13 protein-coding genes and 1 pseudogene are annotated in these 15,813 nt (G+C 46.2%); 1 reads left to right on the plus strand and 13 read right to left on the minus strand.

Annotated features, from left to right (window positions below; genetic code table 11):
• Positions 1-5 precede the first annotated feature (5 nt).
• The 10 genes and pseudogenes from K1J10_RS03720 to hemW form a co-directional block, all read right to left on the minus strand.
• Positions 6-611 (minus strand): annotated as a pseudogene (locus K1J10_RS03720) (nitroreductase family protein).
• A gap of 125 nt (positions 612-736) precedes the next feature.
• The gene (locus K1J10_RS03725) at positions 737-1,831 is read right to left on the minus strand and encodes a hypothetical protein (protein WP_223355914.1); all 1,095 of its coding nucleotides are present in this window, start codon (positions 1,829-1,831) and stop codon (positions 737-739) included.
• Between the two features lie 548 nt (positions 1,832-2,379).
• Positions 2,380-3,228, minus strand: a complete 849-nt coding sequence (locus tag K1J10_RS03730) for a metallophosphoesterase family protein (protein WP_223355915.1) — start codon at positions 3,226-3,228, stop codon at positions 2,380-2,382.
• Positions 3,229-3,238: 10 nt separating this feature from the next.
• Entirely contained in the window at positions 3,239-5,074 is a 1,836-nt protein-coding gene (uvrC, locus tag K1J10_RS03735) for an excinuclease ABC subunit UvrC (protein ID WP_223355916.1), read from the minus strand.
• 318 nt (positions 5,075-5,392) lie between these two features.
• Complete coding sequence (locus K1J10_RS03740) at positions 5,393-6,352, minus strand: CPBP family intramembrane glutamic endopeptidase (RefSeq protein ID WP_223355917.1); 960 nt, start codon at positions 6,350-6,352, stop codon at positions 5,393-5,395.
• A gap of 12 nt (positions 6,353-6,364) precedes the next feature.
• A complete protein-coding gene (locus K1J10_RS03745) occupies positions 6,365-6,994 on the minus strand; it encodes a TIGR01906 family membrane protein (protein ID WP_223355918.1) in 630 nt (209 codons plus the stop codon).
• A complete protein-coding gene (locus tag K1J10_RS03750; RefSeq protein WP_223355919.1) occupies positions 6,987-7,757 on the minus strand; it encodes a TIGR01457 family HAD-type hydrolase in 771 nt (256 codons plus the stop codon). The genes K1J10_RS03745 and K1J10_RS03750 overlap by 8 nt, the downstream gene beginning before the upstream one ends.
• A complete protein-coding gene (locus tag K1J10_RS03755) occupies positions 7,747-8,451 on the minus strand; it encodes a hypothetical protein (protein WP_223355920.1) in 705 nt (234 codons plus the stop codon). Before K1J10_RS03755 ends, K1J10_RS03750 begins: the two co-directional genes overlap by 11 nt.
• Positions 8,433-9,191 (minus strand): acyl-ACP thioesterase domain-containing protein, encoded by a 759-nt coding sequence (locus K1J10_RS03760; RefSeq protein WP_223355921.1) that lies wholly within the window; start codon positions 9,189-9,191, stop codon positions 8,433-8,435. The genes K1J10_RS03755 and K1J10_RS03760 overlap by 19 nt, the downstream gene beginning before the upstream one ends.
• A gap of 3 nt (positions 9,192-9,194) precedes the next feature.
• Positions 9,195-10,325, minus strand: a complete 1,131-nt coding sequence (hemW, locus tag K1J10_RS03765; RefSeq protein WP_223355922.1) for a radical SAM family heme chaperone HemW — start codon at positions 10,323-10,325, stop codon at positions 9,195-9,197.
• 318 nt (positions 10,326-10,643) lie between these two features.
• On the opposite strand from hemW, the gene K1J10_RS03770 reads away from it, so the two are divergent.
• Positions 10,644-12,167 carry an ATP-binding cassette domain-containing protein gene (locus K1J10_RS03770; RefSeq protein ID WP_223355923.1) on the plus strand — a complete coding sequence of 508 codons (1,524 nt, stop codon included), beginning with the start codon at positions 10,644-10,646 and terminating at the stop codon, positions 12,165-12,167.
• A gap of 439 nt (positions 12,168-12,606) precedes the next feature.
• Here the strand turns inward: K1J10_RS03770 and proC are convergent, their stop codons facing one another.
• The 3 genes from proC to proB are packed head-to-tail and all read right to left on the minus strand — an operon-like array spanning position 12,607 to position 15,792.
• Positions 12,607-13,422: a pyrroline-5-carboxylate reductase gene (gene proC, locus K1J10_RS03775; RefSeq protein ID WP_223355924.1), complete on the minus strand. Its 816-nt coding sequence runs from the start codon at positions 13,420-13,422 to the stop codon at positions 12,607-12,609.
• 3 nt (positions 13,423-13,425) lie between these two features.
• Positions 13,426-14,670, minus strand: a complete 1,245-nt coding sequence (locus tag K1J10_RS03780; RefSeq protein WP_223355925.1) for a glutamate-5-semialdehyde dehydrogenase — start codon at positions 14,668-14,670, stop codon at positions 13,426-13,428.
• A gap of 12 nt (positions 14,671-14,682) precedes the next feature.
• Entirely contained in the window at positions 14,683-15,792 is a 1,110-nt protein-coding gene (proB, locus tag K1J10_RS03785) for a glutamate 5-kinase (RefSeq protein ID WP_061563876.1), read from the minus strand.
• Between the last annotated feature and the right edge of the window lie 21 nt (positions 15,793-15,813).

Raw genomic sequence — 15,813 nt, forward strand, 5'->3', positions numbered from 1 at the left:
TGTTATTAGCGTTTTTCGATGATTTCGTCTACTGGCAAGCGGTAGCTAGGTTCTACCTTCTCTGCTGCGTAACCGACTGTAATCAAGAGTTCTGGACGGAAACGCTCTTCGATTTCCAAGACTTCGTTGACTTTTGATTTGTCAAAGCCAAGGATGATGTTTGAGCCGATCCCTTGGTCCGTCAAGGCCAATACCAGGTTCATTGCGACCAATCCAGCATTCAATGCCAAGTAATCGCTAATCTGTTGTTCATTGTAGCGAGCATATTCTGCAGGTAGGTTTTGCATGAAGTATTGCAACTGCTCCTCTGAGAAGTTCTGGACCCCACCGACACGAGCAATCTTCCGAGCCCGACGTTGCAAATCGGTATCCGTAAAGAGAGCGATGGTCACAGGTGCTTCCATGACTTGGTCATAGTTCCCACCATAGGCTAGTTTAGCCAATTCCGCATTTTTCTGACGAACGACCACGAATTTTCATGGTTGGCTATTGTGCGCACTTGGTGCCAAGGTCGCAATTTCAATAGCTGTCCGCACATCTTTTGGATCGACCGGCTGGTCTGTGAAATGCTTGATCGCATGACGTTTTTTGTTGAGTTCTAGGAATTTCATAGTCAACTTCCTTTTCTAATTCTATTACCTCTATTTTAACACAAAATGAAAGAGCTTGCAGAGTTTTTTCATTGAGGACCCTGTTTCATTTTCCACTAGGCCACTCTCACTTCTACGGGTTCAGATTATTCCGACGCAGGACTTTCTTTTTCAAAGAACTGGCCACTAGAGTCTTGGATTTTGTTGATGATATCATCGTAGTGAGAATTTCTTTCTTCCTCATAGAGATTGTTAATTTCTTGATAGTTCAACGGATTTTCGACCTTGGGCTCTGGCTTGCGACTGAGGAAATCAAGAGTCCCTAGAAGAAGTAAGATTAGGATCACTAAAGAGGTCCAGCCAGTTTCCTTCTTAGGTAGCCGAACTCCCTTGGTCGAAAGAGATTTCCAACTTGGGGATTGAGGCAAGAGCTCATAGATTCTCTTTTGAGTCGGAAAGAGGGTCAACAATGCATACAAGGTCAGAAAGAGAAATGAAAAACTATGGACAGAAATCCAACTATACTTAATTTTCATCTTAAAGGCCTTATAACCAGCTCCCCCCATATACATTTCTAGGGCGAAGACGGCGATCATCAAAAGACAGAAAATCAGGAATTGGACTTTCCATAGTTTTCTTAATCCTAAAAACTCTTTTTTGAGCGCCTCTTCTTTGTCCTTAGCTTGGTCTACTTCTATCAGAGCTTGGGTGCTTGGTTTTACTTTACTATTGCTTTCAGTTGACCCTACTTTCGCTTCAACTGGTTCTACCTGTCTAGCAAAATAGGCCTCCGCTTCTCTGATGACTTTGCTAAGGTTTTCCTCCACCAGCAGATAAGGAAAACCATTGATCATCCAATTGTCTTTCTTATCTGGTTTATCTGGCTTCATAACACGAAGAGCAAAGTGTCGTCCAACCAAGCTAATTGAAAATATCGCATCATAATATTCAGATCGAACTGAAAAATCAATGCCATAAACAGTCTGATCCTCGGTCAGTTTTTTCGTTTCCATAAAGGAAACGTCCTTTGTAAACGTCGATCGGATTATCTCTTGTACTTGAGAAATATTCTCTTCAACGGTAGCAGGATCAAGGGGGAGTGTTAAAGCAGAAAACGTATCAGTGGAAGTATTCCCTTCTAGACTATCTTTAAACCAATCCAAGAAAGAAGTCATATTGGATACGGTTAGATCAATAGACTGATGGATTGGAAATGCTTGGTCATCTATACTAGAAGGCATGGGGTCTATCTCTTCAAGGACAAACTGCTGACCCGCTATCTCAAAGCTAAAAAAAGGTGGATAATGAGGCAACAAACAAGTAAAGACAACCCTAAAGGGTTCATTCTTTTCGAAGGGTCTTCTCCAGAAGTCTATTATTGCTATTCCCTCAAAGGTCGATTCTATCATTCTTTTAAGGAGGAAACGCTTTTTTAAGAGATTATCAGGAGTCAGTGTTTCAGAAAACATAAGGCCAGGTTGATCCAGATAAGCTTTGATCTTTCCAAAGCTATCCCTAAAACGATCTCGATCATACAAAAACTCCATTCCGAATCTTTCAGGCCCCCAAAGGAGTGATACATCGTTACCTTCAACCAACATATTTATTGTTGTCTTATATTCTTCAAGATGAATCTCAAGAATAAAAGTCGGACCATAAGCACTCCGGGCTGTCGTTTCTATGTCTACAATTTCGAAATGCTCACCAAAAACATGTTGAAGGGCTTGTCGGATATCATTTACCACAAGCTCTCTATGCTGATCAACAGTTAAACCCATTTCTTTATTACTTACCCCTTATGCGTTTTTATAGACTCAAGGAAAGCATTAACCTCCTTTAGATAGTCGTGTTGTTCAATCAAAGAAGTTAGAAGCTCGATGTTATGACCCCGATAGTTATCCTCGCGTCTCAGTTCTTCGTACATCTCAATAAAAGGAAGGCCCTTGTCCTTAGCATCTTGGAGCTCTGCTTCATAGTCATAGGCCACCTTCCGAAAGTGCAGGTTGGTCACCCCATCTGCCTCGACATCGATCAGAGCATACTGGGCCCTGTGATTTTGAATTGGTTCCCAGTCGAAATAAGGCATGCCAATAGTCCCCGGATTGAGGATCTGCTGACCCTGACTGCCATAGCGAAGCAACTGCTTGTGGACATGCCCGTAGATCGCCATATCTGTCTGGTCATCCAGCAGTTGGTCAAAGTTCTCCGTCGCATTTGCTGGACGCAAGTCTCCACCGTAATTCTTTTCTGGCAAATTGTGGGTCAGTGAAAAACGAATACCATTGATCTTCTTCTTCTCTACCAATGGAAGTGAACGAAGCCAATCGATCCGCTTAGGATCTAGTCCTTCCATGAGGTACTGAGTGAGACGAAGAAGCTGGATCTCCTGCGGATCCTCAAGTCCGTACTCGCCATCCAAAGCCTCTAAAACACAATCGTCCCAATTTCCACGAACAGCCACTGTAATCGGAATCGCATCCAGCAACTCAAAAAGGTCCTCTCTTCCAGGTCCCGGTAGCAAAATGTCACCTAAAAGCCAGTATTCCGTCGCACCTAGAGCACGCGCATCCGCAATTACTGCCTCCAGAGCTGTCGTATCTCCGTGGATATCAGATAAAATAGCGATTCGATGGTTCATAATAAACTCCTTATGATTGGTATGGTTCAGAATCCTCCGCCACTTCCATCAAGAGACTTGCTTCTTCCTGCTGTCCTTGATGAAGCTTGGTTTGCACTGCCTCTGCGACTGCTCGTGGAATGCCGACTGTGACGATCTCATCTACAGTGGCTTCCTTGATCTTGGTCAGTGACTTGAAGTGCTTCATCAGCAACTGCTTGCGTTTTGGTCCCAAACCTTCGATGCCATCCAGCTGAGAGGAGAAGGAATTCTTGGACCGGAGCTGGCGGTGGAAGGTGATGGCGAAACGGTGGACTTCATCCTGGATTCGTTGCAGGAGGAAAAATTCCTGCGAGGTCCGAGAGAGTTCGATGACTTGGAGAGGATCGCCGAAGAGTAATTCATGCGTTTGGTGCTTGTCATTCTTTTGCAGACCCGCAATAGGAATATCCAGCCCTAACTCGTCTTGGATCACTTGCTTAGCGATATTGACCTGGCCCTGACCCCCATCGATAACGATCAGATCTGGTGGCGTCAGGCCATCCCGCATGACACGGCTGTAGCGTCTGCGAATGACTTCCCGCATGCTGGCATAGTCATCTGGCCCGACGACGGTCTTAATCTTGTACTTGCGGTAGTCCTTTTTGCTTGGCTTCCCATTGATAAAGACCACCATGGCTGAGACCGGACTGGTCCCCATGATGTTAGAGTTGTCAAAAGACTCAATGCGCACAGGGGTTGGAATTTGCAGGAGTTTTCCAAGGTTTTCAATAGCACCTTGGGTCTTCTCCATGGATTTTTCAAGGAGATTGAACTTCTGCTCCAGACTGACACGCGCATTCTTGATGGCCAGATTGACCAACTGCTTCTTCTCCCCTCGCTGGGGCTTGAGGACCTTGGTATCCACTAGGGCTTTGACCGCTTCCTCATCGATGTCTTGAGGGATCAAGATTTCATTGGGGATCAGGTGGGATTTTTCCTGGTAAAACTGCCCTACATAGGTCAAGAAATCCTCGTCCGGATCATTGTAGTAAGGAAAAAGGTTGACGTCGCGCTCGATCAGCTTGCCCTGACGGACAAAGAAGACCTGCACACACATCCAGCCCTTGTCCACGTAGTAGCCAAAGACATCCCGGTTCTGCAAATCCTTAGCCATGACCCGCTGTTTGGTCCGCAGGGTCCCGATGGCCTGGATCAGATCGCGGTACTCGGCTGCCCGCTCGAATTCCATGTTTTGCGCAGCTGTATTCATCTTGAGCTTGAGCTCATCGATAATCTTATCGTCCTGTCCCTTGAGGAAATCAGAAACCTCCTGGGCCATGCCCTTGAAATAGGCCTCGTCCTTGTGGCAGACTGTGTGGGCCATGCATTGTCCTAAATGGTAGTAAAAGCAGACTTTGGAAGGCGGATTGGTACACTTGCGGAAAGGGAAAATTCGGTCCAAAAGCCTCTTGATCTCATTGGCCGCTCCCACATCCGGATAGGGGCCGAAATAGAGACTGCCATCCTTTTTGACCTGGCGCGTGATGATGAGGCGCGGATAGCGCTCATTAGTAATCTTGATGAAGGGATAGGACTTATCGTCCTTGAGCATGATATTGTACTTGGGCTTGTTCTCCTTGATGAGGTTGATCTCAAGAAGCAAGGCCTCAATATTGGACTCAGTGACGATAAACTCAAAATCCACAATCTCAGATACCAGTGCTTCCGTCTTAGTATCGTGGCTTCCTCTGAAATAGGACCGCACCCGATTGCGAAGATTCTTGGCCTTCCCCACATAGATGATGGTTCCGTTCTTGTCTTTGTGAATGTAACAGCCCGGACTCGTCGGCAAAAGCTCGAGCTTGGATTTAATCAAGTTATTCATACTCTCTATTATAGCAAAAAAGAGGGATATAAAATAATCCTTTCATGAATGGAAACAAACTATTATTTTACATAAGACAGTTAGATGTTTATAAAAAAATTGAATCTTTTATTCATTTAAGAGGATCAAAAACTTTTCGCTGTGAGAAAAATGCCTGAAACATAATTGTTTCAGGCATCGGAATTATTGAGACCTTAGGCTCAATAATTAGTCATGGAACTTCTTCGAAGTTCGCTGACGTCCGTACTCACCTAAGGAAAGTTTTTCAGAAGATTTTATCTTCAATTTGAGAGAGAGCTAAAACGATCCCTCTTGATATTAATAGCCCCTTAGGTAAGGAAGTAAGGACATAAGAGTTGTCCCAAGGACCAAGACCCAGAACCAGAAGGAATACATGCTTCTTTGGAAGACGCCTGGTGCTGGTCGGTTTTCTTGTATGTAGTGAAAAATAGCTTTTCTCTTTAAAATCAAGACGATGGTAAAGACGATGGTTCCACCTAAAAAGACTAGAATTTGAACCCACTCGGCCACATTCATATTGACATGCGTACCGAGGTAATGAAGCCCTTGAGAGAGGACCAGGTTGTTAAAGATATGGTAGAAAATAGCCCACCAGATCGAATACTCGAAGGTCAAGTAGCCAAAACCAAAGCCTATAATCGTCGCAAAGAACAACTGATCAAAATTGGCATGGAACATTCCAAAAGCCAAGGCTGTCATGATAATCGCAAAGACTTTTCCATACTTTTCTAAGGCTCTCAAGCCAGCCGCCCGGAATACCAATTCCTCCGTGATGGGACCGATCAGGGTCGCATAGAGCAAGAGACTCCAAGATTGGCTGAGTTGCTCAGACATATCCTCTTGAGGCTTGAAAAAGCCCAACGTTTCCATCATGTGGTCTAAGAGCTGAGATAAGGCACTAGAAGCCAATTGGGCAAACCCCAAGAAGGCAATGAACACTAAGAAAGTCTGCCAAGTCATCTTGCGTCCCTTTTGTCTCACATCTCCTTTAAAGAGTGATCCTTGCCGATAAAGGGCAAATAGGAGGACACCTATACTGACAGATATCAAGTAGCTAATCCCATTTCCATTGATGATTTTTTCTACATACTCCTGCTTCTCTGCCATCTCCAATCCATACCGTCCAAACATAAAGAGGGTAACGGCAAAGGTTGAAATGATACTGACAAAGACCATGACCAAGAGATAGAGGCAAACCATCCCTGAAAAGCTTCCCAAATCCTTTTTGGGATCTATAAATCGATTGAACTGTTTCATCCATTCACTCCACTAATCTACTGTTTTTCTTTTCCGACTCCACCCGTAGCACCATCCAAAAGCCCCTTCATACAAAACAAAGAAAATCAGAAAGGCATGTAGGAAATAGTCCTCCGGTAAAGCTAGAATAATCGGATCCCGATAAGGATCAAAGAGCCAGGTAGCATCTCCGACAAAGAGGACTTGGTGAAAGAGGGTAAAGAATTGATCAAAACCAATAAAGAGGGTCACTCCTCCTATGATAATCGGCAAGAGAACCATCCCACCAAATAAAGGGCGATAGAGGCCTGCGTAACCCTTACGCATCACTGTTCGAATAAATCGTATAGCTACTGGCAACAAGACCAAGAACAAGACCTGGGTCAGGTGAAAGAGGTATTTGACTGCTTGGAAATGATGAAGCCCATCTGGAGAGGATGGAAAATCCGGCATTTCCAGCTTCCAGGTAAAAGGACTGGTCAAATACTGCATAAGGATCTGAAAATTTTTCTGGATGACTGCAGGAGCCAAACCAGTCCTATTCTGGATTCGTAACCAGCTAATCTCCATGGGATAGATCAACCAGGCTACGAGAATGGTCCCTAAAATCACCGTTGCTAAGAGCCAGAGGACAAAGCCCGTTACATTTAACCGGTCACGCATCGAAATCCCACTCCGCTAAACTCGATAGGACGTGCGTTGGTGGCAAGGGCAGGTCTGGTACTTCTTCTGGCTTGGTAAAGCCAGTGGTCACCAGCAAAGTAGGGATGCCATTGTCAATCCCTGCTCGGATGTCGGTCAGGTAATTGTCACCCACCATGACCACTTCTTCGCGCTCTAGTCCCAGGTGAGCGATGGCCTTATCCATGATGATGGCATTGGGCTTCCCGATAAAGGTTGGCTTCACGCGCGTTGCCACTTCGATCAGGGCATTTAGAGCTCCTGCCCCTGGCATCATTCCCCGTTCTGTCGGGATATTGAGGTCTGGATTTGTCCCAATGAAATGGGCTCCCTTTTGAATAGCCAAGGTCGCGATGGAGAATTTCTCGTAGTCCACTTCCCAGTCGAGACCCACCACGACATAGGCTGGATTCACGGTATCTTCGACGAAGCCTGCTTCAGCAATAGCTTGTTTCAAGCCCACATCTCCAATGACATAGGCAGTTTTCCCAAGATTCATATCCACCATATAATCGATGGTTGCAAGCGTCGCTGTATAGATGGTATCCAGTGGCGTTTCGATATTGAACTGGCCTGCCAGCATTTCTTGGACCATTTCAGGCGTCCGGGTAGTATTGTTGGTCACAAAGAGATAGGGGATCTGACGCTCTTGCAATTGGTGGACAAAGGCTTCCCCAGCTGGGATCCGCTCCTTGCCCTTGTAGATGGTTCCGTCTAAATCAATTAAATAACCCTTATAAGTCATGGGATTCTTGGTCTCCTTTTTCACTTGCTTCCTCTGCTACTTTCTCCTGACCTTGAAACTGGCCTCCTGCTCCATACAGAAGCAAACAAGCCCCATATAAGGCAAATTGAAGGACCAGACCTAAGAAATTGATACTTGCTTTTCCAGCCTGAGTAAAGAGGAAGGAGGAAATCATCAAAATCACGATGGTCACCATTAAACCACCAATCTTAGCCTGATCAATGGTAATGGTATAGACGCCGGTTTCTTTTTTCTCATTGCTTTCTTTCTCGGCCTGGATAGGCTTCATGGTCTCAATGAAGTCTGTCATTAAGGTCGCTGCGAGGCTGATAGTCGTACTGAAGAGGACACCTTGGGAGAGCTTGTCAAAGAAGTTACTCCAGAAGCTTCCTGATTGACTGGTGATACTCAAAGAAAAAACGACAACAGGCAGGATAAAGGCCAAAATCAAATGAATCCAGACACGATACCAACGGACATCTTCCTTGAGAAAACGAAGAAAGACTTCAAAACTCAAACGATAGCGTACAAAACGAATCGCTTCCTCAATAAAGATATAAAAGGCTGCAACTAAGGTTAAGAAACCATCCCCCAATACATAGAGGGGATTTTTCTTACGACGAGCATAGGCAACAACCCGCCGTTGAACCTCCATCAAGTCTTCTTTTTTTTGTTTTAATCTTCGTTTTTCCATAATGTTTCCTTTTCTATTTCTTCCCAAGTGATGAGGGCTTGTGCGTGGATTTGGCCTTCCGATGAGATGAGATGATTGCTGACCATTCCTTCTCGCTCGACGCTAGAGGTGATCATGCCCCCAGGCAAGACCTCCTTGACATACTTGAGATGGACCCGTTTGGGGATATGCTGGCTTAGGAATTCTGCTCCCATCACTTCAAAGACCCAGTCCAAGTACTTGCTGTTGTTGACATGTCCGTTCATGTCCAAATCATAGAAACGCACATGGTAGTCCTGCTCCATAGCTCCATTCAGTTCTGGATAGCGTGGACCACGGCGGATCTTCTTCTCAAACGGTGACTCATATGGCTCTGTGATCTCTTCCGGTACGGATTGGACCTTACGACTGTCCCGATCCATCAAGACAAAGGTTGCCACCATCTCGACAATGGCTTCCCCCTTCTGGTCTCTAACGACAAAGGAACGGTAGCAAAAGAGACGATTGTGGGCCAGGGCCTGGGTCTCAATGGTAATCTGTTCATCAAAGACTGGTAGGCGGTGAACCGTGATGTCATAGTCGGTGATGATCCACACCAGATTGCGCTGTTCGAGCAGGTCCCTGTCACTGACACCCAGCTCCATCGACTGCATCCCCGAGACCTGCAAGGACAGGAGGATGAGCTGTGGCATCTTGATAAAACCATTCACATCGCTCATATCAAAAGGAACTTTCATGTCATACTGATAAATTTTAGCCATCGTTTACTCCAATATAAATTTCTCTGCTACGGTATCTCCAAGGAACAAACCTCTCTTGGTCATCCGAACTTGCTTGTCATCTGGAACCAAAAGTCCCTGCTCCGTTAGACTGGCCACCACTCGTCCATAGCGTTGGTCAAAGGAGACACCGAATTTTTCTTCAAAACGTGCCTTGGACACACCTGTCTTTTTCCGTAGACCGAGGAACAACTCCTCTTCCATCTTCTCTTCTAGTGTCAGGTGCTCCTCTGTGATTCGAGCCTTACCTGCTTCAACTGCCTCTAGATAATGCCGAATAGGTCCGTGATTCTTGTAGCGAATCCCGTCCACATAACCAGAAGCTCCTGCTCCTAGACCATAGTATTCTGCATTATCCCAGTAGACCAGATTGTGGCGACTTTCAAAGCCAGGCTTGGAGAAATTGGAAATCTCATAATGCTCAAAGCCTGCTTTTTCCAGCTCCTCAATGATGTACTCAAACATCTCTGCTTCCAGCTCTTCTTTTGGGAGAGGAAGCTTGCCCCGTCTCATGCGATTCATAAAGACCGTGTGGTTCTCTAAAATCAAGCTATAGAGACTCATATGGGGAATGTCCAGATCGATCGCCTTAGCGACATTTTCCTTGACCTGGTCCATGGTCTGACCCGGCAGAGCATAGATCAAGTCGATCGAAATATTGTCAAAGCCAGCCTGCTTGAGGTGGCGGATATTGTCATAGATATCCTGCTCCTGGTGGCTCCGCCCAATCTTCTTCAACATCTTATTATCAAAGGTTTGAACCCCCAGAGAGACCCGATTGACCTGAGAGTCCTTGAGGACTGCGATCTTATCCGGATCCAAATCTCCAGGATTGGCCTCGATGGTAAACTCCTCTACCTCCAATAGGTCCATGACCTTGGGCAATTCTGTCAAGAGATAGGCCAGTTGCTGGGCAGATAGAGCTGTCGGCGTCCCTCCACCGATGTAGAGAGTCCGAAGTTTGCCAATCTCATAGGACCGAGTCTCCTGGATCAGGTGTTCCAAATAGGCATCGACCGGCTGATTCTTGATAAAAACCTTCGAAAAGTCACAATAATAACAAATCTGGGTACAAAATGGAATATGCACATAGGCAGAGGACGGTTTAGCTTGCATAACCTTTATTATACCACATTTCGCACCAAAGCCCGAGTAGAAAAGAGAGGGTAAAGCAAGGATTTCCTTGACAAGAAGGAATGAAAGGAATAGAATAAAGCTAATCACATTCGGAGGTAAGGAGATATGAACAACTAAGTTTCGTTAAATAAGACACTTTATTTAGTGGACTGCTTGTTCTATCTCTTTTTGTGTGCCCTCTCGCCTATTGTCCAACTTTTTGTTGGCTATATTAGGTCTTTTTCTGCTTGGGTTCCACTTGAATACAGCTCTACTAAATAGGTAGAGCTGTTTTTTGTCCCAGTAGAAAGGAATCTTATGCTAAAACTATCCCACCTCACCATCCGCCATACAAAAGATTTACGTGATTTGGTTCGTGATCTGTCCCTAACCATTCATGAAGGAGAAAAAGTTGCCATTATTGGCGAAGAAGGAAATGGAAAATCTTCTTTACTTCAAGTCCTCATGTCCCCAAAATCCCCACCAGATTATCTGACCATAGAAGGCGAAATCACCACTTCTTTTCACTCCTATGCCTATATTCCCCAGACTTTGCCGGAAGCCTTGAAGGGAAAAACATTGGAAGAATATTTTTTTGGAGAAGACGAGCTAGACTATGCCACCCTCTACAGACTGGCTGATCAATTGCAGTTTGATAGCGACCGATTTGCAAGCGACCAAGCTATTGGAAGTCTATCTGGAGGAGAAGCCCTTAAAGTCCAACTGCTTCACGAACTTTGCCGTCCTCATGAATTGTTGTTTTTAGATGAACCTTCAAATGATCTGGATTTGGAAACCCTGGACTGGCTCCAGCAGATGATCCAAACGAGCCCCCAAACCATTCTATATATTTCCCATCATGAGGATTTTTTGACGCAAACGGCGGATATGATCATTCACCTAAGACAGATCAAACACCGCAAGGAGGCTGAAACCATTGTGGAGCACCTAGGCTATCAAGACTACAGTAGCCAGAGGGAGCAACAATTCAAACAACAGACTCAGCAAGCTGCCAATGATCAACGAACCTACAAGAAAACAATGGAGAAGCATCGTCGCGTCCGTCAGCAAGTTGAAACATCCTTACGAAACACTAAGGATAGCACTGCTGGACGTCTCCTGGCAAAGAAAATGAAGTCCCTCCTCTCACAAGAAAAGCGCTACGAGCGAGAATTCCAATCCATGACTTCCCAACCCTATGATGAGGAAATCATCAATCTGTATTTCCCTCCCCTCACTCCCTTGTCTCCTCAAAAACGAGTCCTTCTATTAGATCAGGAAGAGCTCGCAATTGGTGATCGGGTCCTGGTCAAGAACCTCTCCCTTACTCTTCTAGGGCAGGATAAAATAGGGATTATCGGTTCCAACGGTGTGGGGAAATCCACTTTCCTAAAAATGATATGGAAAAGTCTACAGAAGAATGAAAGTATCCGCACTGCCTATACGCCTCAAGATTACACTGAAGGCCTCCCTTTGACTCAGACACCCGTTCAATTCTTACAGCATACAGGCGATCGTGAAGAAATCAATACCATTCAATTGCATTTAGCCTCCCTTAACTTTACCTATTCTGAAATGCACCACCCTATCTCTGAGCTTTCTGGTGGTCAGCAAGGCAAACTCTTTCTCCTTCAATTAGTGCTCACAAGTCCCCAATTTCTACTCTTGGACGAGCCTACTCGCAATTTTTCCCCCACTTCCCAACCAGAAATTAGACGTCTATTCGCAGACTACCCAGGCGGACTTGTTACAGTCTCTCACGACCGGACCTTCCTCAAAGAAGTCTGCCAAAAAATCTATCGTCTGACGGAAAATGGTTTGGTAGAAATAGAGTCGCTCTAATGCAAAAAAAGATTGGCCAGAAAACCAATCTTTTAAATTGAAAATGAAGTCCTCTTAGAAACTTTCCTTAGGTGAGAACGGATGTCAGCGAACTTCATAGAAGTTCCATGACTTAGTTTTGAACCTAAGGTTTCAAAACTCCCGATTGAGGCTGGAACAAAAGTCCTAGCCTCTCAATTGTCTTTGCATTGTCGAGCAAGACGCAGTGGTTGAGTGGGCTCTACTACGCTGATTTCATCAGCTTTCATAGCCCTACTCAACTGTGCGGAGGTGGGACGACGAAATCGAATTCTAATGAATTACCGATTTCTGTCCCACTCTCACTTTTCTCACTTTGGAAAGTTTCAATAGAGGATTTGATAACTCTGAATTTGTTAGATTTGTATAAAAGAACAGTTCGTCACTGTTCTACAAGCTTGGTTTTGACCAATTATTTTATCTAATTTCCCCCTGCCTCTTGTCCCATTTCCTGGGTGCGTTTGTAGGCAGCTTCCACTCCTGCAATAATGTCGCCCCGTAAGCCAACTTGTTCTAGGCGGTTGACTCCTGCAATGGTAGAGCCACCTGGGCTACAAACTGCATCTCGCAAGCGGGCAGGGTGCTCGCCTGTCTCTAGGACCATTTGACTAGCGCCTTGGAAGGTCTGGGCCGCCATCAGCAAGGCTTGCTCTCGTGAAAGTCCTAAGCTAACTCCTGCATCTGCCATGGCTTCGATCATCTGATAGACAAAGGCTGGACCACAGCCTGCGACAGCCGTTGCAGGATCCATTAATGTTTCCTCGATTTCGTAGAGGGCCCCTGCTCCTGCTAAGAGCTGGTTGACCTGGGCTACTTGCTGGTCTGTCACTGCTTGGGAGCGAGCCAGACTGATGACCCCTTGACCAATGGCTACGGGCGTATTAGGCATGATGCGAATGAGCCCTACGCGGTCATTTTTAACCACATCAGCCATTTTGTCCAGCTCCAGGCCTGCAGCCATGGACACCAGCAAGAGATTGGAGCGTTGAGCCAAGATTCCTTGATACTCTTCTAAAAGAGGGCAAATCTGGTAGGGTTTGACTCCTAGGAAGATGACCTCTGCTTCTTTAATGGCCTGTTCAGGATCAGACGCTGTTCCCCCATACTGGCCGATAAATTCTTGCACTTTTTGAGGGGAGCGGTTGACCAAAAGCAGTTCTGTAGCTGCTACTTCTTTTGCGACCGCTTTGGCCAGACTGGCTCCCATATTTCCAAGACCGATAAATGCTACTTTCATGACTTACCTCACTTGACCATTTCCAGTAACCAGATACTTATAACTGGTCAGCTCACGCAAGCCCATGGGGCCACGCGCATGCAGTTTCTGGGTCGAGATCCCCATCTCACAACCTAGGCCAAACTCTCCGCCATCTGTGAAGCGGGTCGATGCATTGACATAAACGGCCGCCGAGTCTACCTGGTTGCTGAAGAATTCAATGGCTGTCGCATCTTCAGAGACAATGGCATCTGAATGGTGGGTACTGTGGGCTTCGATATGAGCAATGGCTTCTTCTACAGAAGGCACGACCTTCACGGCCATGACATAATCCAAAAATTCCGTATCAAAGTCAGTCTCAGAAGCTGGTGTCCCAGAAATGATTTGCTGGGCTTTAGCATCCAAGCGCATCTCCACTGGTACTGGAGATTCGTCTACTAAGGCTTTCTTCACGAGTGGCAGAAAGTCATCAGCAATAGCTTCATGCACCAAGAGAACTTCCATTGCATTACAGACGGATGGTCGGCTGGTCTTGGCATTCTGGATGATACTGAGAGCCTTGTCTAAATCTGCCGCTTGATCAACATAGACGTGAACAATCCCAGTCCCTGTCTCAATCACAGGGACAATTGCTTGCTCTACAACTGCCTGGATCAAGCCAGCTCCCCCACGTGGGATGAGAAGGTCTAAATCCCCCTTGGCCTTCATCATGACCAGACTGCTCTCCCGACTGGTATCTTCGACCAACTGGAGGACAGCAGGATCAATAGCGGTCGCTTGCAAACCTGTCTTTAAGGCGCTAACGATGGCATGGGCTGTCTGATAGGCATCCTTGCCACTGCGCAGGACAACAGCACTCCCACTTTTCAGGGCCAAGGCTGCTGCATCAGAGGTCACGTTTGGACGACTTTCATAGATAATCCCAATGACCCCCATGGCCACTCGTTTCTTCTGAATGACCAAACTGTTCTCCAGGGTCCGCTCCTCCAAGAGTTCTCCCACTGGATCGGGTAGGGCAGCCACTTGGAGAATCCCATCAGCCATGGCTTGAATGCGCTCTTCTGTCAAGAGCAGGCGATCCAGCATCACCTCCGAAATCCGGCCCCGAGCAGCGTCCATATCCAATTGATTAGCAGCCAAAATATCAGCTGTTGCGCCAACCAAGGCGGAGGCCATCGCTCTTAAGGCTTTATTTTTCTCATCACTTGTTGCAGTATTAATACTTTTTTTGGCCTGTTTAGCCAGGCGAATCTGATCGATCGTCTCCATCTAATCCCTCCTTTAAAATTCTGTAAATAAGAGTTCTACCTCAGGTGTGATGGTAATCCAATCATCCCGGTGAATGACGATGCCCTTTGGCTTTTGCCCATGGAGCAAATCCTTAATGGCTGCAGCCCCTAAGCGGGTACGCCCTTTCCCAATGACCTGTCCAGTCTCTGCATCATGAACCGTGATAATATCGGAGAAAGAGAAGGCTCCCTCAACCTTTACCACACCAGACACAAGGATACTCTTACCCTCTTCTTTGACAGCCTTAACCGCTCCTTGATCCAGCCATACAGACCCTTGGCTAGGGGCATAGAAGGCCAGCCATTGTTTCTGATTGCGCAAAAACTTGTCCTGAGCTGTAAAATAGCTGCCATCCTGAGTTTTCTCTGCCGCTTCTAGAAGAGCATCTTCTTTCAGGGACGAGCAAATGTAAACAGGTACACCTGATTCTGTGGCGATGGTGGCTGCTTTGATTTTTGTCAGCATGCCTCCTGTCCCATTACTTGAGCCTGCTCCACCGGCCATCTCGATAATGTCCTTGCTAATCGAATCGATCCGTTCCAAACGTTTGGCAGTCGGATCCTTTTGGGGATGTCCCGTGTAGAGACCATCGACATCCGTCAGCAAAACCAAGAGATCCGCCTGGACCATGGCTGCCACTTGAGCACTCAGGGTATCGTTGTCTCCGACCTTGAGTTCTTCAATCGAAACTGTATCGTTCTCATTGATAATCGGAATGGCCCCTCTTTGCAAGAGGACAGAAAGGGCCTGGTGGGCATTTTTATAGCGGCGTTGATCGACAAAGTCATCCTGGGTCAAGAGGACCTGGGCAGATACGATGTCGCGTACCAGTAGATTAGAGGTATATTCTTCTAACAGCAGACCTTGGCCAACTGCTGCAGAAGCCTGCTTGTCTGCAATCTTGGTCGGGCGTTTCTTGAAGCCCAGTGCACCAAATCCAGCTGCGATCGCACCCGAAGATACCAAAATCAATTCATGCCCTTGCTCATGCAAGAGAGCCAGTTGCTGGGTGATGGTCTTGACCTTGCTCCGAGACAAGCTCCCATCTTGATTGGTCAGGGAAGAGGTCCCTACCTTAAACACAATTCGCTTATTCTTCATCCATTCATTCTCCAGAGTATT

It is taken from the genome of Streptococcus australis, from assembly GCF_019930045.1.
Taxonomy (GTDB): Bacteria; Bacillota; Bacilli; order Lactobacillales; family Streptococcaceae; genus Streptococcus; species Streptococcus australis_D.